The 18,590-nt window shown below is 71.9% G+C and carries 14 protein-coding genes and 1 tRNA gene; 7 read left to right on the top strand and 8 right to left on the bottom strand.

The annotated features are described in order from the left end of the window. Window positions 1–28 precede the first annotated feature (28 nt). The 3 genes from H291_RS0117680 to H291_RS0117670 all read left to right on the top strand — a co-directional run bounded on the left by H291_RS0117680 (window position 29) and on the right by H291_RS0117670 (window position 3,422). Window positions 29–1,027: a LacI family DNA-binding transcriptional regulator gene (locus H291_RS0117680; RefSeq protein WP_020016340.1), complete on the top strand. Its 999-nt coding sequence runs from the start codon at window positions 29–31 to the stop codon at window positions 1,025–1,027. A 128-nt stretch (window positions 1,028–1,155) separates the two neighbouring features. Next, window positions 1,156–2,325 (top strand): Gfo/Idh/MocA family protein, encoded by a 1,170-nt coding sequence (locus H291_RS0117675; protein ID WP_020016339.1) that lies wholly within the window; start codon window positions 1,156–1,158, stop codon window positions 2,323–2,325. Next, window positions 2,325–3,422: a Gfo/Idh/MocA family protein gene (locus H291_RS0117670; protein ID WP_020016338.1), complete on the top strand. Its 1,098-nt coding sequence runs from the start codon at window positions 2,325–2,327 to the stop codon at window positions 3,420–3,422. The genes H291_RS0117675 and H291_RS0117670 overlap by 1 nt, the downstream gene beginning before the upstream one ends. Before the next feature lie 66 nt (window positions 3,423–3,488). Here the strand turns inward: H291_RS0117670 and H291_RS0117665 are convergent, their stop codons facing one another. Then, a complete protein-coding gene (locus H291_RS0117665; protein ID WP_020016337.1) occupies window positions 3,489–4,760 on the bottom strand; it encodes a hemolysin family protein in 1,272 nt (423 codons plus the stop codon). Between the two features lie 229 nt (window positions 4,761–4,989). Between H291_RS0117665 and sigJ the strand changes: the two genes are divergently transcribed. Continuing rightward, entirely contained in the window at window positions 4,990–5,934 is a 945-nt protein-coding gene (gene sigJ / locus H291_RS0117660) for an RNA polymerase sigma factor SigJ (RefSeq protein ID WP_020016336.1), read from the top strand. 131 nt (window positions 5,935–6,065) lie between these two features. Here the strand turns inward: sigJ and H291_RS0117655 are convergent, their stop codons facing one another. After that, a complete protein-coding gene (locus H291_RS0117655) occupies window positions 6,066–6,803 on the bottom strand; it encodes an SDR family oxidoreductase (RefSeq protein ID WP_026365867.1) in 738 nt (245 codons plus the stop codon). 198 nt (window positions 6,804–7,001) lie between these two features. Next, window positions 7,002–7,075 (bottom strand) — tRNA-Met (locus H291_RS0117650). A 111-nt stretch (window positions 7,076–7,186) separates the two neighbouring features. On the opposite strand from H291_RS0117650, the gene H291_RS30625 reads away from it, so the two are divergent. Further along, window positions 7,187–8,005, top strand: a complete 819-nt coding sequence (locus H291_RS30625; protein ID WP_020016334.1) for a nicotianamine synthase family protein — start codon at window positions 7,187–7,189, stop codon at window positions 8,003–8,005. A gap of 62 nt (window positions 8,006–8,067) precedes the next feature. Here the strand turns inward: H291_RS30625 and H291_RS0117640 are convergent, their stop codons facing one another. Next, the gene (locus H291_RS0117640; RefSeq protein WP_026365866.1) at window positions 8,068–11,082 is read right to left on the bottom strand and encodes a UPF0182 family membrane protein; all 3,015 of its coding nucleotides are present in this window, start codon (window positions 11,080–11,082) and stop codon (window positions 8,068–8,070) included. Between the two features lie 144 nt (window positions 11,083–11,226). Continuing rightward, on the bottom strand, window positions 11,227–12,327 hold the full coding sequence (locus H291_RS0117635; protein ID WP_020016332.1) for a YlbL family protein: 1,101 nt from the start codon (window positions 12,325–12,327) through the stop codon (window positions 11,227–11,229). A 139-nt stretch (window positions 12,328–12,466) separates the two neighbouring features. On the opposite strand from H291_RS0117635, the gene H291_RS0117630 reads away from it, so the two are divergent. Beyond that, window positions 12,467–13,009 carry a SprT-like domain-containing protein gene (locus tag H291_RS0117630; protein ID WP_020016331.1) on the top strand — a complete coding sequence of 181 codons (543 nt, stop codon included), beginning with the start codon at window positions 12,467–12,469 and terminating at the stop codon, window positions 13,007–13,009. Window position 13,010: 1 nt separating this feature from the next. Here the strand turns inward: H291_RS0117630 and H291_RS0117625 are convergent, their stop codons facing one another. Then, window positions 13,011–14,429, bottom strand: a complete 1,419-nt coding sequence (locus tag H291_RS0117625) for a zinc-dependent metalloprotease (protein ID WP_020016330.1) — start codon at window positions 14,427–14,429, stop codon at window positions 13,011–13,013. 150 nt (window positions 14,430–14,579) lie between these two features. Here H291_RS0117625 and H291_RS0117620 point away from each other — a divergent pair, with 150 nt between their 5' ends. Next, window positions 14,580–15,635: a ThiF family adenylyltransferase gene (locus H291_RS0117620; RefSeq protein ID WP_020016329.1), complete on the top strand. Its 1,056-nt coding sequence runs from the start codon at window positions 14,580–14,582 to the stop codon at window positions 15,633–15,635. Window positions 15,636–15,646: 11 nt separating this feature from the next. Here H291_RS0117620 and H291_RS0117615 read toward each other — a convergent pair whose 3' ends face one another. Then, a complete protein-coding gene (locus H291_RS0117615; protein WP_026365865.1) occupies window positions 15,647–16,012 on the bottom strand; it encodes a WhiB family transcriptional regulator in 366 nt (121 codons plus the stop codon). Window positions 16,013–16,512: 500 nt separating this feature from the next. Then, the gene (locus tag H291_RS0117610; RefSeq protein WP_020016327.1) at window positions 16,513–18,576 is read right to left on the bottom strand and encodes an ATP-dependent helicase; all 2,064 of its coding nucleotides are present in this window, start codon (window positions 18,574–18,576) and stop codon (window positions 16,513–16,515) included. Window positions 18,577–18,590 lie beyond the last annotated feature (14 nt).

Here is an 18,590-nt window from a genome sequence, read left to right as displayed (position 1 = left end):
GGCGGCGGCCAGAGGGGACACTGTGTCGATGTCAGCCCGCCAGCCCACCAGCCACGACGTCGCGCGCGCCGCCGGGGTGTCGCAGTCGACGGTCTCCTACGCCCTGTCCGGCAAGGGCACGATCGCGCCCCGCACCCGCGAGCACGTGCTGGCCGTCGCCGCGTCGATGGGCTACCGGCCGAACCTCGCCGCACGGTCGATGCGCACCCAGCGCTCGGGCCGGCTGGCCGTCGTCACCGGCGTGACCGTCGACAACCGGTTGCGCATGCTCACCGGCGCGGCCGAGGTCGCGGCCGAGGCGGGCTACGCCGTGGACACCCACAGCGTGGACGGGACCGCCGAGGCCCGCACCGAACGCGTCGTCGACCTGGCCCGGGGTGGCCAGGTCGAGGGCGTGCTGACGTTCCTCCCCGTGGTCCCCGAGGCGCTCCACCTCGACGACGACGCCGCGCCGGTCGTGGCCGAGCCCGCCCTCGACGAGCAGCTGCGCACCACGGGCGAGCTGGCCGACGCCGGCCTGCTCGGGACCGTGATCTCGGCCCTCGTCGAGGCGGGCCACCGGCGGTTCCTGCACGTGGCCGGGCCCGAGCGCTTCGCGTCGGCGCGCTCGCGCCGCGACGTCTACCTCGCCGAGGTCGAGCGGCACGGCGTCGAGTCGCTCGGGGTGGTGGGCGGCGTCTGGTCCCCGGAGGCCGGCCGCGACGCCGTGCTCGCCCTGCCCGACGACGCGCCGCCGCTCGCCGTGATCGCCGCCAACGACTACGTGGCGCTCGGGGTGCTGCGCGGGGCGGCGGAGCGCGGCTGGTCCGTGCCCGGCGACCTGGTGGTCACCGGCTGGGACGACGCCGACTTCAGCGCGTACACGATGCCGTCGCTCACCACGATCCCCGTGGACTTCGTCGAGGCGGGGCGGCGCGCGATGCGCCGGCTGGTCGCCGCCGTCCGCGACGAGGAGACGCCTCCGCCGACCGCGCCGCTGCAGCGGGTGGTGTGGCGCGAGTCGACGGGAAACCTGACCCGGCCTTGACATCCCGCGCACCGGACATGACGATGATGAACCGTCGCATCATACGTATGATGCGATGTGCGACGCCGCACCGCCTCCCGCGACCGGCGCCGCTGCCGTCGTCGTCCAGGACGCCAACCGGAGGAAGCATGCTCAAGATCGGCATCGTCGGGACCGGCGGTATCGCCGGTGCGCACGCCGAGGGATACCGTCGCTTCGCGCAGGAGTGCGAGGTGGTCGCGGTCTGCGACATCGTCCCGGGCAAGGCCGCGGAGCAGCGGGCCCGGCTCCAGGTGCCCGAGGCGCGGGCCTACGAGAGCATCGAGGAGCTGCTGGCCGCCGAGCCGGACCTCGACCTGGTGAGCATCACGACGCCGCCGTCGTCCCACGCGGAGCTGACGATCACGGCGCTGCGCGCCGGCGTCGACGTGCTGGTCGAGAAGCCGATGGCGCCCTCGCTGGAGGAGTGCGACGCGATGATCGCGGCCGCCGCCGAGCACGACCGCGTGCTGTCCGTGGTGGCGCAGAACCGGTTCCGCGACGACATGGCCACGCTCAAGGAGGTGCTGGACTCGGGCCTGGCCGGGCCGGTCTCGCACGTCCAGGTGAACTCGGCGTGGTGGCGCGGCACGGCGTACTACGACCTGTGGTGGCGCGGTACGTGGGAGTCGGAGGGCGGCGGCTGCACGCTGAACCACGCGATCCACCACCTCGACCTGACGCAGTGGATGCTCGGCGCCCCGCGCGCCGTCACCGCCGTGCTGACCAACGCCGCGCACGAGAACGCCGAGGTCGAGGACCTCTCCGTGGCCGTGCTGCAGTACGACCGCGCCCTGGCCGAGGTGACCAGCTCGGTGGTGCACCACGGCGAGGAGCAGGCGATCGTGGTGCAGGGCCGCGACGCCCGCGTCTCGCAGCCGTGGAAGGTGGTGGCCTCCGCGGCCTCGCCGAACGGCTTCCCCTCCCCCGACGGCAACCCCGAGCGCGTGGCGAAGATCGAGGCGCTGGCCGCGGCCCGGCAGCCGCTGGCCCACCTGGGGCACAACGGCCAGATCGGGGACACGCTCGAGGCCGTGCGGGACCGCCGCGTCCCCGCCGTCACGGGCGCCGACGGCCGCCGCGCCGTCGAGCTGGTCACCGCGATCTACCAGGCGGGCATCGAGCGCCGCACCGTCGACCTGCCGCTGCAGCCCGACGACCCCTACTACCGCACGGGGACGCTGGTGGCACGGGCGCCCCACTTCTTCGAGAAGACCGCGTCGGTGGGCGACCTGCCCGGCGCGATCACGGTCGGCAGCAGCAACCAGGAGGCAAACTGATGAACGCGACCAGCGGCGCCAACTACGCGCCGGAGCCGGTGCCGGACCCCGTGGTGGGCGCGGGCGACTTCCCGTTCGCGGCGGTGCGGCTCGACCACGGCCACATCTACGGCATGGCCGAGGGCCTCCAGGCCGCGGGCGGCACCGTGAAGTGGGTGTACGACCCGGACCCGGCGAAGGTGGAGGCGTTCCGCGCCAAGTTCCCGGACGTGCGTGTCGCGCGCAGCGAGGACGAGGTGTTCGACGACGACGAGGTGCGCCTGGTCGCCGGCGCCGCGGTCACCTCCGAGCGCGCCGCCCTCGGCCTGCGCGCGATCGAGGCGGGCAAGGACTACTTCACGGACAAGGCCCCGCTGACCACGCTCGAGCAGCTCGCCGCGGCACGTGAGGCCACCGCGCGGACGGGGCGCAAGTACGCCGTCTACTACTCCGAGCGCATCCACGTCGAGGCGGCGGTCCTGGCCGACCAGCTCGTCGAGCGCGGGTCGATCGGCCGCGTGCTGCAGGTCATGGGCCTGGGCCCGCACCGCCTCGGCACCGGGCGCCCGGACTGGTTCTTCGAGAAGGACAAGTACGGCGGCATCCTGTGCGACATCGGCAGCCACAACTTCGAGCAGATGCTGCACTACGCGGGCGCCAAGGACGCGACCGTGACGCACGCGGCCATCGCCAACTACAACCACCCGGAGCACCCGGAGCTGGACGACTTCGGCGAGGCCAACATCGCGATGGACAACGGCGCCGCCGGCTACTGCCGCGTCGACTGGTTCACGCCGGACGGCCTGCGGACCTGGGGCGACGGCCGCACGTTCATCCTGGGCACCGAGGGCTACATCGAGCTGCGCAAGTACACGAACGTCGCCACGGACGAGGGCCCCGGGCACGTGTTCCTGGTCAACGGCGAGGGCGAGCACCACCTCGTCGCCAAGGGCAACGTGGGCTACCCGTACTTCGGCCGGCTCATCCTCGACTGCCTGGAGCGCACCGAGACCGCGATGACCCAGGAGCACGCGTTCAAGGCCGCGGAGCTGAGCGTCCAGGCGCAGCAGCTGGCCCGGGTGCTCACGCCCACGGGCGAGGGCGCCGGTATCGCCTGACGGCTCACACGTCGTCGGCCGGGTCGTCGTGGACGACGACCCGGCCGACGATGGTGCGGCTCGACCTCAGTCGCGGCGGACGGCCTCCAGGTAGGTCAGACGACGGCCCTGCACCTCGGTCACGGCCAGGTCGAGGCCCTCGACCTGCACGGTGTCCCCGACCTCGGCGACCCGGCCCAGCCGGCTGACGACGTATCCGGCCACGGTCTCGTACGGCCCGTCGGGCAGCGTCACGCCCGTCAGCTCGTCGAACTCCTCGATCGTCATGCCCGCCTCGACGACGATCGTGCCGTCGTCCGACGGGCGCACGCCGCCCGGGGCCGGGTCGTGCTCGTCCCGGATGTCGCCGACCATCTCCTCGACGAGGTCCTCCAGGGTGACGATGCCGTAGGTGCCGCCGTACTCGTCGACCACCACGGCCAGGTGACGACGCTCCCGCCGCATCTGCGACAGCGCCGGGATGAGGTGCGCCGTGGTCGGCAGGAACAGCATGGTGCGGGCCAGCTCGCGCACGGGCGTCGTGGCCGGCGCCCCGAACAGGTCCCGCACGTGCAGCACGCCGATGACGTCGTCGAAGTCCGTGCCGGTGACCGGGTAGCGCGAGTAGGGGCTGCGCTGCACGATCTCCAGGACCTCGGACACCGGCAGGTCGCCCGCGACGAAGGTCACCTCGCCGCGCGGCCGCATCACCTCGCTGATGGACCGGTCCGCGGCGTCGAACACGTCGCTCAGGATGCGGCGCTCCTCGGCGGGCAGGCCCTCGTGGGCCACGACGACGTCCCGCAGCTCCTCCTCGCTCATCCCCTCGGACGTCGCCCGCGGGTCGCCGCCGAGCAGGCGCACCACCGCGTTGGTGGACACCGACAGCAGCCACACGACCGGGCGCATCAGGCTCGCGAACCGGTCCAGCGGCGGCCCGACGATCAGCGCGACGCTCTGGGAGCGCTGGAGCGCGAACCGCTTCGGCACCAGCTCGCCCAGCACCAGGGACAGGTAGGCGATCACGAGCGTGAGGAAGATCAGCGAGACGGTGCCGGCGACGTCGGACGGCAGGCCGATGCCCTCCAGCACGGGCACGAAGTCCGGGGCCAGCGTCGAGGCGCCGTAGGCGGCGGAGAAGAAGCCGGCGACGGTCACGCCGATCTGGACGGCGGCGAGGAACCGGTTGGGGTCCCTGGCCACGGCGGCGACCCGGGCACCGCGACCGCCCTTGGCCTCCAGGCGGCCGATCTGGCTCTCCCGCAGCGAGACCAGGGCGATCTCCGTGCCGGCGAAGACGCCGCCGACCAGGATGAACACCAGCACCAGCGCGGCGTTGACCCACGTGTCCTGATCCATCAGGCGCCCACCTCCCCCGTCCGGCGCGGTCGGTGGGCGCGGGGACTGTGTGCGTCATCCATGGCGACGAGTAGATGGGGCGCGTGATCCTGTGTCAAACCGACACAACCCGACGGACGCCCTCGTGCGTCGTGCCCTCACATCGGCGCAGCGGGTCTCGTCATGCTTGACAGAGTGATCCGCCTTCCGGGCGGCTGCCTCATCCGACCGCACAGACGAGGAGCTTCGCATGGTGAACGACGACGGTCCGCACGAACACGACGAGGTGATCCGCGAGCGACGTCGCCTGATGTCGTTGGCGTACAGAATGACCGGCACCCTCGCGGACGCCGAGGACATCGTGCAGGAGACGTACATCCGGTGGTACCGGATGCCCGAGCAGGAGCGGGACGCGATCAGAGTGCCCGCGGCCTGGCTGACCCGCGTGGCCGGCCGCGTCGCCCTGGACGTCCTCAAGTCGGCCCGAGCGCGACGTGAGCGGCAGGCCGGCCAGTGGCTGCCGGAGCCGGTTCCTGCCGATCTCTTCGTCGGAACCGCCGTCACGTCGAAAGGTACCGCCCAGGGAACCGAGGATCCGCTCGACCGCGTGACGCTCGACGACGCCGTCAGCACAGCGCTGCTGGTCGTACTGGAGTCCATGACCCCGCCCGAGCGGGTGGCGTTCGTGCTCCACGACGTCTTCGGGGCGCCGTTCGACGAGATCGCGGAGCTTGTCGGACGCTCGGCGGCGGCCACCCGCCAGCTGGCTGCCTCCGCCCGACGGCGCGTTCGTGAGCACCGGGCCGTGGCAGTCCCTGCGGAGCAACATGATGAGGTGGTCCGCACGTTCCTCGCCGCGACTCGTGGAGGAGACCTGCGCCTGCTCATGCAGACCCTGGCCCCGGAGGTCGAGCTGCGGGCAGACGGCGGCGGGGTCGTCCGCGTGGCGCCCAACGTCGTCGCTGGTGCCGACCGCGTGGCCAGGTTCCTGCTCGGAGTGAGGCAGAAGCAGCCCGAGCTGGCGTTCGAGGAACGGTACACAGCTGATGGTCTCGGCTACGCCCTCACACTGGCGGGGCAGTTCTTCGGCATCATGGGCTTCCGTGTCGAGAGAGAAGGAATCAGCGACATCTGGCTCGTCCTCGACCCTCACAAGCTGGGGGCGTGGCTGCCGCCCGCGACCAGCAGGGAATGAGCTCACAATTCTCCGGCCGGCAGCGTCATGCCAGCGACAGCATCGCCCGCCCGGGCGGGAGCGGTCCCGCACAAGACGGCCCGCCCACCACGTTGCCGAGGTGGGCGGGCCGTTGATGTCATCCGGGTGGCTCAGCCGGCAAGCGGGATGCCACGAAGGGGGTAGAGCGTCTTGCCCGCGCGGTACTCACCGCGTGGAACCATCGCATCGATCTTCCCTTCGCCGTCCACGGTCACGACCTCGCGAGCGTCGCCGGACGCCGCAAGGGTCGCGCGCAGAAGGTCGTCCATGTGGAATCGCTCCGGCCCCGCGATCTCCACCTCTCCACGTGGTGCTCCCGCCAGGGCGATCTCCGCCAGGAGTGCGACGACCTCATCGAGCTCGACCGGTTGGATGAGGTCGCGGGGTGCCAGGACCTTGTCCTCTACCGCATGCTGGTCAGCGAGCACCGGAATGTATCCCTGGAACTGAGTCGACCGCACGATGGTGAACGGCAACGAACCCTCCTTGAGCGCCCGTTCCTGTGCGACCTTGCCGAGGTAGTAACCGATCTCGGACGCGTCGCCCTCGCCGACGCCCACGATGGACAACAGGACGTGATGCTTCACACCCGCCCGTTCACCCTCGGCCGTGAGCGTTCGGGTCGACTCCTCGAAGAAGCTGACTGCGCCCTCTTCGTCGAAGCGCCCTGTGTTCAGCACATTGATGATCGTGTCGACGCCGTCGAGCACTTCCGCGACCCTGGTTCCCGCGATGTAGTCCACTCCGTCGGCCAGCCCACCTGCGACGACCTCCACCTGGTTCGACTCCAAGAGGTCGGCGACCTTCGAGCCCACTCGACCTCGTCCACCCGCGATCAGCACCTTCACGGCACCGCTCCTTCCGAGGCGGTAGGTCCGCCTCTCACGTTCCTGACGAGTCTGCTCGTCACGATGTGAGGCACGGCAGGGAATCGGGCGCCGTGCGCGTCCTTGCGGCGCGAGCCAGGACCCGCACGAAAGCAAAAAACAGCCGGACCTACGATTCGTAGGTCCGGCTGTTCGCGATGTCCTGCGACATCGCATCTGTAGCGGGGGCAGGATTTGAACCTGCGACCTCTGGGTTATGAGCCCAGCGAGCTACCGAGCTGCTCCACCCCGCGTCGGTGATCCCTACTTTACGCACCCCGAGCGACGATGTGCAAACCGGGTCGGCCGGTCGAGACGCAGGTCACAGCCGGTCGAACCGATCCGGCCGTGGAACCATCGTCCCCATGACGACGGAGCTGAGCGATACCACCCTGTCCGCCGACCGGATCGTCCACCTCACCGACCAGCTTGCCGCACTGCCCCACCTGCGCCCCGAACCCGGCACCAACGCCCTGTTCGGCGACCTGGTGCACACCGTCCTCGCGACACCGGAACGCCAGGCCAGGGACCTCCTGGACCACCCGGAGGTCCGGCGCCGGAAGGACGCCATCCGCGACCTCTCGGCGCGCGGCGAGACGGAGCTCGAGCGGGCCTGGGCGGAGCACGTCGCCTCCGCGCCCGACGCCCGGGCCGCGCTCGACGCCTTTCCGTACCTCGACAACTACCGCCGGCTCACGGCCCTGGAGGCCGGGCTCGTGCTGCACGCGAGCGGCGGCACCGCGACGTCGGTCGCGGTGCTCGGCTGCGGGCCGCTCCCCCTGAGCACCCTCGGCTACGCCGCCGCGCTGGACGCCCCCGTCGTCGGCGTCGACCGGGACGCCACGGCAGTGGAGCTGGCCCGGCGGGTCGGCGCGCGGCTCGGGTCACAGGCGGTCCGGTTCGAGCAGGCCGACGCCGCCGACGTCGGCCTCACGGACCACGACGTCGTGGTGCTCGCCGCCCTGGTCGGCGAGACGCCGTCGGCCAAGGCCGCGATCCTGCGGACGGTGGGCCAGGCGATGCGGCCGGGGGCGCTGCTGCTCGCGCGCAGCGCGCGCGGGATGCGCACCCTGCTGTACCCGCCGGTCGACCTGAACGCCATGCCGGGGTTCGAGGTGCTGGAGGTGGTGCACCCCACCGACGACGTCATCAACTCGGTGGTGGTGGCCCGCAGGCTCCCGTAACGCGGTCAGGCCCGCAGGTCACCGGGGTGACCTGCGGGCCTGACGGGGAGCGTGCCGGAGGATCAGCCCTGCTGGCCCTCCTCGGCGGCGATCGCCTCCTCCAGGGCCTTCTGCAGCCGGTCCTGCGCCTCGCCGTAGGCGGCCCAGTCACCGGCCCGCTGGGCGGTGTTGGAGTCCTCCAGGGCCTGGCGGGCGTCCTGCAGCGCGGCGTCCAGCTCGGACGACGGCGCCTCGGTGCTGTCCGGCGTGGACTCGCCGGACGGCTCCTCGGTCGGCTCCTGCGTGGGCTCCGTACCCGTCTCGCCCTCGCCCGTGGGCGGGGCGGTCGGGGCCTCGTCCTCGGCCGCCGCACCGGCGTCACCCGCCTGGGCGCCCGAGTCACCGCCGAACACCTGGTCCAGCGCCTCGTCGAGCGTGTCGGCGAAGCCGATGTCGTCACCGAACGCCACCAGCACCTTGCGCAGCAGCGGGAACTGCGTGCCACCGGTCGACTGGATGTACACCGGCTGCACGTACAGCAGGCCGCCACCCACGGGGAGCGTGAGCTGGTTGCCGCGCCGCACCGTGGACGCGCCGATCTGCAGGATGTTCAGCTGCTCGGAGATCGTCGGGTTCGAGTCGAAGTTGTTCTGCACCTGGCCCGGTCCGGGGACGGTCGTGTCCCGTGGGAGCTCGAGCAGGCGTAGCTTGCCGTAGTCCTCGCCCTTCTTGCCCGCCTCGTTGCCCGCGTCCGCGTCCACCGCGAGGAACCCGGTCAGCACCTCTCGGTCGGTGTTACCGCCCGGGATGAACGTCGAGGTCAGCGAGAACGTGGACTCCTCCTGGCCCGGCATCTGCAGCGTCAGGTAGTACGGCGGCTGCAGCGGCGCGGCGGTCGCGTCCGACGTCGGGTCGGTCGGGTTGTTCCAGAAGTCCTGGCCCGAGAAGAACTCCGCGGAGTCCGTCACGTGGTACTGGCTGAGCAGGGTGCGCTGCACCTTGAACAGGTCCTCCGGGTACCGCAGGTGGCTCATCAGGTCGCCGGAGATCTCCGACATCGGCTTGATCGAGTTCGGGAAGACGTTGCCCCAGGCCTTCAGGATCGGGTCCTGGTCGTCCCACGCGTACAGGTCGACCGAACCGTCGTAGGCGTCGACCGTGGCCTTCACCGAGTTACGGATGTAGTTGACCTCCTCCGGCAGCTCGACCGGACCGCCGGCCTGCTGGGTGAGGGTGTCCGCCACGGCCTCGTCGAGCGGGGTCGAGGTCGAGTACGGGACGGCGTCGCTCGTGGTGTACGCGTCGACGATCCACTTCACGCGGCCGTCCACGACCGCCGGGTAGACCCGGTTGTCGAGGGTGAGCCACGGGGCGACCTTGCTGACGCGCTGCTGCGGGTCCCGGTCGTACAGGATCTGCGACTCGCTGGTCACGCGGTCGGAGAACAGGATCTGCTCCTCGCCGAACTTCAGCGCGTAGAGCAGCTTGCTGCCGAACGCGCCGACGTCGGGGCCGGCGTCGCCGCTGAACGTCGTGTTGACCTGCCCGCCGTCGTCGGCGTCGTCGGCCTGGTAGTCGAGCTCCCAGGCCTCGGTGCCCTCGGGCGCGCCGACGATCGAGTACGTGGTGGTGCTCGGGCTGAAGTAGATGCGCGGCTCGTACTCGCCCTCGAGGTCGGTGATCGCACCCTGCGACGGGATGCCGCCCTCGAAGAACGCCGGCCGTCCGTCCGGGCCCGGCTGGTTGCCGTACGCGGCGACGACGCCGTAGCCGTGCGTGTACACGGTGTGGTCGTTGACCCAGTTGCGCTGGTCCTGGCCCAGGCCGTCGAGGTTCAGCTCGCGCACCGCGATCACGGTGTCGCGCGACTCGCCGTCGATCTCGTACTTGTCGACCGAGAGGGAGTCGTTGAAGTTGTAGTACTGCTTGTTCTGCTGCAGCTGGCGGAACGACGGCGACACGATCTGCGGGTCCAGCAGGCGGATGGAGGCCGCCGTGTCGGCGTCGGAGCGCAGCGCGCCCTCCTCGGCCTGGGTCGTGGCGTCGTACGGTTCCTTCTCGATGTCGTCGATGCCGAAGGCCGACAGCGTCGCGTCGATGTTGCGCTGGATGTACTCGCTCTCCAGCTCCTGCGCGTTCGGGTTCACCTGGAAGCGCTGGACGACGGCGGGGTAGATGCCGCCGATCGCGATGGCCGAGACCACCATGAGCCCGACGCCGATCGCCGGCAGGCGCCAGTCGCCCCGGAAGGCGGTGACGATGAACAGCGCGGCCACGAAGATCGCGACCACCGCGAGGATGCCCTTGGCGGGGATCACGGCGTGCACGTCGGAGTAGGAGGCGCCGTCGAACCGGTCACCGGCGTTGGTCAGGATCGAGTACCGGTCCAGCCAGTAGTTCCCGGCGATCAGGAGCAGCAGCGCCGCGCCGATGACGGCCAGGTGGATGCGCGCGGCGGGCGTGGTGCGGGGGCCGCCGGCCGCGGCCGGGCCAACCCGGAGGCCGCCGTACAGGTAGTGCGTGATCACTCCGGCGATGCCGGCGATCACCACGACCGAGATGAGGAACCCGACGGTGAACCGCAGCGCCGGGAGCATGAAGACGAAGAACCCGAGGTCCATGCCGAACTGCGGGTCGGACTCGCCGAAGGGCTCGCTGTTGAAGGCCAGGAGCACGGTGCGCCACTGCGCGGAGGCCGCGACGCCGGCGAAGAAGCCGACGAGCACGGGGGCCGCGATCATCACGACCCGGCGCAGCGGCTCGACGGCCTCGCGGTACTGGTCGAGCGTGGCCTGCTCGGGGGTGCTCGGGGCGTACACGGGGCGCGAGCGGTAGGCCGCGGTGAACGACCAGAACACGGCGCCCGCCATGATCACGAAGCCACCGGCGAACAGGGCGGCGCGCATGCCCCACTCGGTCCAGATCACCCGGGAGAACCCGAGCTGCCCGAACCACATCACCTCGGTCCAGAACTGCGCTAGGAGGAGCAGGGCCGCGATGACGACGGCGACCGCGACGACCGCCACCCCCAGGGGACTGCGTCGTCGGGCTCGGGGTGCGCCGCCGGATGGGCGACGGGGTGCTGCGGCGAAGGACACGACTGCGTTACCTCACGTCATCAATGGTTGGGCCGTACCCAGGTGGAACGGCCAGGCTCTGCTCAAGGTTCCCAACACAAGGTTCCCACATCCTCCAGATGTGCAACACGTGGTCAACGACTCGGCAGATGCGTCACGGATGCGTCAGGAGCACGTCGGGAGGTCGGCCCCCTCGCCGCGCCCGATCTGCTCGACGGCGTCCCGCGCCTCGGCCAGCGTGGCCACCCGCACCACGTGCAGCCCGTCGGGCACGTTGCCCACCACCTGCTCGCAGTTGTCCGCCGGCGCCAGGAACCAGTCGGCGCCGTCGCGCTGCGCGCCGTACAGCTTCTGCTCGATGCCGCCGATCGGGCCCACGGTGCCCTCGGGGCTCATGGTCCCGGTGCCCGCGATGACCTTGCCGTTCGCCTCGTCCTCCGGCGTGAGCTTGTCGATGATGCCGAGCGCGAACATGGTGCCCGCGCTGGGGCCGCCGATGTTCTCGATCTCGATGGAGACGTCGACCGGGAAGTCGTAGTGCGGGTCGATGAAGACGCCGAGCACGGCGCGCTGGCCGTTGTCGGCGGTCGTGACGGTGACGTCCTCGGTGCTGTCGCCGCGCTTCACGCCGAGCGTCACGTCGTCGCCCGGCGTCGTGCCGGCCAGCCCGTCGATGAGGTCGGCGTAGGTGCCCACGGGTTCACCCTGGAACTCGGTGATGACGTCGCCCTCCTCCAGCTTGCCCTCGGCGCCGGACCCGGGCTCCGTGCCGGCGACGTCGAGCACGGCGGGCACGTCGTAGCCGAGCTCGGTCAGGGCGGCGGCGGTGGCCGACTCCTGGGAGGACACCATCTCCGCCTGGCTGACCTCCTGCTGCTCCTCCTTGGTGGTCGCCTCGGGGAAGATCGCCTCCACGGGGAGCACGGAGCGCCGCGGGTCCAGCCAGCCCTGGATCACCTGGCCGGCCAGCATCGGATAGCCCGGCCCGCCCAGCACGGAGACGGTGGTCAGGCGCAGCTCGCCCGTGGACTCGTAGGTGCGGGCGCCCTCGATCTGGATCAGGTTGCGCTCCAGCGTGTCCTCCGTGGGCCCCGGCGAGCGCATCGCGTACGGCGTGGGCACGACCAGCGCCAGCGCGGACAGGACTGCGGTGAGCAGCAAGGACACCCCCAGCGTGACCGTGCGGCGGGAGATCGGCGCAGCCGCGGTGCCGGAGTCGTCGAACGGCGACGGCTCGGGTTGCGGGGAGTGCTGGAGGTCGCGCATGTCAGTCACCGGCCCATCATTCCTCACTTGGCTGAGGGTTCGGTGAATCGCACCCCGCGACGGCCCCTAAGGCAAAGTTTTTCCACTTGAACGGTGTGTTATACCCCACCTTGACGCCGATAACCGGTACGGTCGTTCCGTGGCCCACGACGCCCTGACGTCCGTGGAGGTCCGCCGGAGCCTCCGGCGGACCGCCACGGTGAGCGCATACCGCGACGGTGGACGGACCATCGTCGCCATTCCTGCGCGCTTCTCTCGGGCGCAGGAACGGGAGTGGGTGGCGAAGATGGTAGCCCGGCTCGAGGACAAGGAGCGGCGCCGCCGCCCGTCCGACCAGGAGCTCGCCGACCGCGCCGCCGAGCTCTCCGCCAAGTACCTCGGCGGCCGCGCCCGCCCCTCCAGCGTCCGCTGGTCGAACAACCAGGGCCGGCGCTGGGGGTCGTGCACGCTGCTGGACGGCTCGATCCGCATCTCGACCCGGCTGCAGGGCATGCCCGGGTGGGTGCTCGACTACGTGCTGCTGCACGAGCTGGCGCACCTGCTGCACGCCGGCCACGGACCGGAGTTCTGGAAGATCCTCGAGGTCTACCCCCGCACGGACCGGGCGCGCGGCTTCCTGGAGGGCGCGTCGTTCACGCAGGACGACCCGGGGACCGCCACCCCGGACGACGAGCGGGACTGACCTACTTCTCCGGGTCCGCCGCGTCGTCCGGGTCGCCCTCGCCGAAGATCTCCTTGAGCGCGGCGTCGATGTCGGCGTGCTCGTTCTCCGCCGCCTCGCGGCGCACCAGGTAGCCGGACGGGTCGTCCAGGTCCTGGGTGCCGGGCAGCAGGTCCGGGTGGTCCCACACCGCGTCGCGCCCCTCGGTGCCCTGGGCGCGGGCCACGATCGAGAACAGGGTCGCCGCGTCGCGCGAGCGACGCGGCCGCAGCTCCAGCCCGACCAGGGTCGAGAACGTCTGCTCCGCGGGACCGCCCGCGGCCCGGCGGCGGCGGATCATCTCGCGCAGCGGGATGGCGTGCGGCAGGTGCGGCAGCGCGGCCATGGCGCTGACCTCGTCCACCCAGCCCTCCACCAGCGCGAGCGTGGTCTCCAGGTTCAGGAGCACGGCCTTCTGCTCGTCCGTGTTCTGCAGGCCGAAGACGCCGCCGGACAGGGCGCTGCGCAGCGCGTCCGAGTCGGCGAGGTCGATGTCGCGCACCTGGGCCTCGAGCGCGTCGAGGTCGATGGTGATGCCGCGGGCGTACCGCTCCACGATCGACAGCAGGTGCGACCGGAGCCACGGGACGTGGGTGAACAGGCGCGCGTGCGCCGCCTCGCGGACTGCGAGGAACTGCCGGACCTCCTCCAGCGGGGCGTCCAGGCCGTCGGCGAACGCCGCCACGTTGGTCGGCAGCAGCACGGTGTCGGGGCTGTCGAGCAGCGGCAGGCCGACGTCGGTGGCGCCGAACACCTCGCGCGAGAGCGTGCCGGCCGCCTGGCCGACCTGCATGCCGAAGACGGCGGAGCCGAGCCGGCGCATCATCTGGGCCGGGTCGATCGAGCCGCCCAGACCGTGCAGCACGCCGGCGGGCATGCCGGGCACGGCCTCGCCGTCGTCGACGCCCTCGGGGAGCTGGTCGCGCAGCACCGTGGCCAGCGCGTCCGCGACCGAGGCCGCGACGGGCGCCGCGAGCTCGTTCCACACGGGGAGCGTGGCCTCGACCCACTCGGACCGGTTCCAGGCGCGCCTGGTCCCGCCGGCGGGCGGGAGGTCGGTGACGGCGTCGAGCCAGAGCTCGGCCACCCCCAGCGCGTCGGTGGCGTCCTTGGCCTGCTTGCCCGTCAGGGACGGGTCGCCCTCGCTGACGGCGACCTGCCGCGCGACGTCGTGCGCGACGTCGGCGTTGACGGGGCCGGTGCCCTCGGCCGAGAGCATCTTCTGCACCTGGGCCAGGGCGTACTGCATCATCACGGGGTCGGGCGCGCCACCGAGCGCGGTCGGGTCGATGCCCCGCTCGCGCATCTCGGCCATCACTTCGTCTGCGCCTTCGCCGAGCATGGAGCGCAGCATCTCCTCCCACGACTGGGGAGACTCGCCGGGCTGGTGCTGGTCGCTCATAGTGTTCACCGTAACCGGGTCGGCAAGCGTGGCGCCGTCCATTTGGCTCTGGGCGCAGCCGGGAACTTCCGGCCCGCCGGATGCTTTGAATATCCTCCCGGGCCTGTGGACAACGCCCCGGGGGCGCCGCCGTCGGGCATCGTTGCGGGCATGACGAGCACTCCCGCCCTCCGGCTGCGGCCCGGTACGCCCGTGCTCAGCCGCGGCGGCGGCCAGGTCCAGTGCGGTTCCGACCCGCGGTGGTCGTTCGTGCTGTCCGGGCTCTCACCGTCCGAGGAGTCCTGGCTGGAGGAGATCGCCGAGCGCAGGCACGTGAGCGTCGAGCAGTCGGCGGCGCGGTGTGGGGTGGGCGTCGAGCGGCGCGACGAGATCATGGGCGTCCTGTTCCGGGCGGGTGTGCTGGTGCCCGTCCCGGGCGTGGTCGGCGCGGTGACGGCCCCGGCGGACGGCGCGGCGGACGCGACCGTGCTCGGGATGCTGCGACCCGACGGCGCCGGGCTGGCCACGCTCGCCGCCCGCGCCGAGCGGGTCGTGGGCCTGGCGGGCCTGGGCCGCCTGGGTACGGCGGTCGCCCTGCACCTCGCGACGGCGGGGGTGGGCGGCCTGGTGCTGCACGATCCCCTGCCGGTGCAGACCACGGACGTGGGGCTGGGCGGCCTGCGGACCGCCGACGTCGGGCAGGCCCGCGACGCCGCGGTGCGGGCCCTGCTCGCAGAACGTTCCCCGCGGGTCGCGGTCCGGGTGGACGACGGCGGCGCGGGGCTGGACCCCGAGGCGCTCGACGCCGTGGTGGTCACCGAGCCGCACGCCGCGCACCCGGCGCGGTACCAGCGGCTGCTCGGGCTCGGTGTGCCGCACCTACCGGTCGTGGTGCGCGAGGCCGACGTCGTGGTGGGCCCGCTGGTGCGCCCGGGCCGGTCCGCGTGCGTGAGCTGCGTGGACCTGGCCCGCGCGGACGCCGACCGGGAGTGGCCGGCACTGGCGGCGCAGCTCCGCGAGACGGCGGAGCCGACCCACGAGGCCACGCTCGCCGCCGTGGCTGCGGCGACGGCCGCGGGCCAGGTGCTCGCCCAGCTGGACGGGCACCGGCCCACGGCCGTCGGTGCGTGCCTGGAGATCTCCCTGCCGGCCGGGCTCCCCCGAGCCCGGCCGGTGGAGCCGCACCCGCGGTGCGGGTGCGTGGTCCTCCCGGTACGGGCGGCCTGACCGACGGCGGATCATGCGGCAGCGACGCTCTCCGACTTGCGCGGCCGGCCACGGCCACGCTTGCGGGCGACGACGGCGCCGTCCACGAAGACCTCACCGCCCCAGACGCCCCACGGCTCGTTGCGCTCGAGGGCGCCCGCGAGGCAGCCCTCGATGAGGGGGCACGTACGGCAGAGGGCCTTGGCCTGCTCCACCTGCGTGCTGTGCTCGGCGAACCACAGCTCCGGGTCGTTGGTACGGCACGGCAGCAGTGTGTCCATGATCCGGTTGAACTCCGCCGAGTCCGAACCGGTCCCGCTCGTGGCGGGGTGTTGAGGCGGGTCCCAGGGGCCCGAGCCGCCCTGGGGAAGAGTGTCGAGGAGCGCAGTGAGGCGCACGGTTGTCTCCTGTGTCCTGAAGGAACGTCGTCGATGAACGTTGGTGGTGCAGGACCCAGGGGCTAGATCCTTGCCGGGCCGGCCGAGGTGGGGCCGGATCTCCGGGCAAGAATTAAGGCCGCGGGTCCTAGGTGGACTCCGCGGCCTGGAACTCTTCGGTCGTTAGACCGGCGAGTCTCCTGGAGATGCGGAGTCGGGTGCGAGAGCGGACGGCTTGACGCCTCCGCGGTGAGTGCGCGCGCGGAAAGGCAGAGCTGCGCCAGTGGCCGGGACGGGCTCGTAGCCGAGCACGTGCTTGCACACCTGCAGATCCGTCTGCGGAATCATGTTCATCTCCAATGCACCCACCTCCTCACTCGAATCCGGGCCAGATCTCTCGATCTCGCCCACTGCTGTCAGGGACATCTGAACACTATGCCGGGCCGCCGTGGCGAGCCAACTCTTTTTCCAAACTTTCTTGAGAAGTTTTTCGGACTGCCTCGGGAGGCCCCGGAAACGGCTCAAGAAGCCGGAGAACTGGCCACGATCGCGAGGATCGTGGCGCCGTACCGGTCGATCTTCGCAGGACCGATCCCGTTCACGCGAGCAAGTTCGGTCGTGCCCGAAGGTCGGATCTCCGCGATGGCCGCCAGGGTCGCGTCGGTGAGCACCGTGTACGCGGGCTTGTCGGTCTCCTGGGCCACCTGGCGTCGCCACTCGCGCAGGGCGTCGAAGAGCGCGGCGTCGTGCTCGCCGGTCAGCAGCGCGCGGGCCTGCCCCTTGGGCGCCGTCCGCGCCCGCGGGGCGCGGTGCTCCTCCGGCCAGAGCCCGTCCAGGAACCGGGTGCGCTTGCGCGTGGCGCGGCCGCCCGGGTTCCGCGAGCGCCCGAACGAGATGTCCAGGTGCTCGCGCGCGCGGGTGATCCCCACGTAGAGCAGGCGGCGCTCCTCGTGCACGGCGTCGTCGGTCTCGGCCAGGGAGATGGGCATGAGGCCCTCGCTCATCCCGGCGAGGAACACTGCGTCCCACTCCAGGCCCTTGGCCGCGTGCAGGGAGGCGAGCGTGACGCCCTCGACCGTGGGCGCGTGCTGGGCGGAGGCGCGCTCGTCGAGCTCCGCGACCAGCCCGGACACCGTGGCGGGCTCCTCGGGTGTCGCGGCGGCGGCCAGGTCGTCGGCCAGGGCGACGAGCGCCTGCATCGCGTCCCAGCGCTCCCGGGCGGCGCCGCGGCCCGCGGGTGCCCGGTCGGCCCAGCCGGCGGCGGACAGCACGTCGCGCACCTGGTCCGGCATGGACAGCGCCGGGTCGGCGGAGCGGGCGGCCCCACGGAGCAGCACCAGGGCGTCGCGGACCTCCTTGCGCTGGAAGAACCGCTGGCCGCCGCGCACCAGGTAGCCCACACCGGCGTCGGCGAAGGCGGACTCGAACGCCTCGGACTGGGCGTTGGTGCGGTACAGCACGGCGATCTCGCTCGGCTTGACCCCAGAGCCGATCAGCCGGGCGGCGCGGGTCGCGATGCCCTTCGCCTCGGCCTCGTCGTCGTCGTACGCCGTGAAGGCGACCGCCGGGCCGGGCTCGCGCTGCGCGATGAGCTCCAGGGCCTGGTGCGCCCCGCCCGCCCGGCCGGCGCGCTTGAGCACGTCGTTGGCGAGGTTCACCACCTGGGGCGTGGACCGGTAGTCGCGCACGAGGCGGATCTCCTGCGCCTCCGGGTAGGTGCGCCGGAACTCCAGGAGGTGGCGCGGGGTGGCGCCGGTGAAGGAGTAGATGGTCTGTGACGGGTCGCCGACGACGCACAGCTCCTTGCGCCCGCCCAGCCACTGGTCCAGCAGGAACTGCTGCAGCGGTGAGACGTCCTGGTACTCGTCGACGACGAAGTGCCGGTACTGCGAGCGGACCTCGTCGGCCACGATCTTGTGGCTGTTCAGCATGTCCGCGAGCATGAGCAGGACGTCCTCGAAGTCGATGACCTCGCGCTCCGTCTTCACGTCCTCGTAGGCCGTGATCAGCCGGGCCACCGTCTGCGCGTCGTAGCCCGACGGCGCCTCGCGGCCGGTCGCGTACGCCGCCTTCTCGTAGTCGTCGGCGGTGACGAGCGAGACCTTGGCCCACTCGACCTCGCTGCTCAGGTCGCGGACCGCCACGCGGTCCACGCTCAGGCCCACGCGGCGCGCGGCCTCGGCCACGATCTGCGCCTTGTACTCCTGCAGGCGCGGCGGGGCGCCGCCCACGACCCGGGGCCAGAAGTAGCCGAGCTGCCGCAGCGCGGCGGAGTGGAACGTGCGGGCCTGCACGCCCTGGACGCCGAGACCCCGGAGCCGGGTGCGCATCTCGCCGGCCGCCCGCGCCGTGAACGTCACCGCCAGCACGCTGGTCGGCTTGTACGCCCCGATGCGGACGCCGTAGGCGATGCGGTGCGTGATGGCGCGGGTCTTGCCCGTCCCCGCTCCCGCCAGCACGACCACGGGCCCGTTGAGCGCGAGGGCGACCTCGCGCTGCTCGGGGTCGAGGGCGGTCAGGATCGCGTCGGGGCTCAGCGGTCCAGGATGATTCGAACCACCGGCGGAGTTGGTCTGGGTGAGCATCTCTGCGATTCTCG

It is taken from the genome of Promicromonospora sukumoe 327MFSha3.1 (assembly GCF_000385135.1).
GTDB classification, from domain to species: domain Bacteria; phylum Actinomycetota; class Actinomycetes; order Actinomycetales; family Cellulomonadaceae; genus Promicromonospora; species Promicromonospora sukumoe_B.
This window is presented reverse-complemented; position numbering and strand designations above follow the sequence as displayed.

Bases quoted from the DNA above. Each gene is read 5' to 3' on its own strand.
- H291_RS0117680 (WP_020016340.1), top strand. From the start codon at position 29: ATGTCAGCCCGCCAGCCCACCAGCCACGACGTCGCGCGCGCCGCCGGG.
- H291_RS0117675 (WP_020016339.1), top strand. From the start codon at position 1,156: ATGCTCAAGATCGGCATCGTCGGGACCGGCGGTATCGCCGGTGCGCAC.
- H291_RS0117670 (WP_020016338.1), top strand. From the start codon at position 2,325: ATGAACGCGACCAGCGGCGCCAACTACGCGCCGGAGCCGGTGCCGGAC.
- H291_RS0117665 (WP_020016337.1), bottom strand. From the start codon at position 4,760: ATGGATCAGGACACGTGGGTCAACGCCGCGCTGGTGCTGGTGTTCATC.
- sigJ (WP_020016336.1), top strand. From the start codon at position 4,990: ATGGTGAACGACGACGGTCCGCACGAACACGACGAGGTGATCCGCGAG.
- H291_RS30625 (WP_020016334.1), top strand. From the start codon at position 7,187: ATGACGACGGAGCTGAGCGATACCACCCTGTCCGCCGACCGGATCGTC.
- H291_RS0117635 (WP_020016332.1), bottom strand. From the start codon at position 12,327: ATGCGCGACCTCCAGCACTCCCCGCAACCCGAGCCGTCGCCGTTCGAC.
- H291_RS0117625 (WP_020016330.1), bottom strand. From the start codon at position 14,429: ATGAGCGACCAGCACCAGCCCGGCGAGTCTCCCCAGTCGTGGGAGGAG.
- H291_RS0117620 (WP_020016329.1), top strand. From the start codon at position 14,580: ATGACGAGCACTCCCGCCCTCCGGCTGCGGCCCGGTACGCCCGTGCTC.
- H291_RS0117610 (WP_020016327.1), bottom strand. From the start codon at position 18,576: ATGCTCACCCAGACCAACTCCGCCGGTGGTTCGAATCATCCTGGACCG.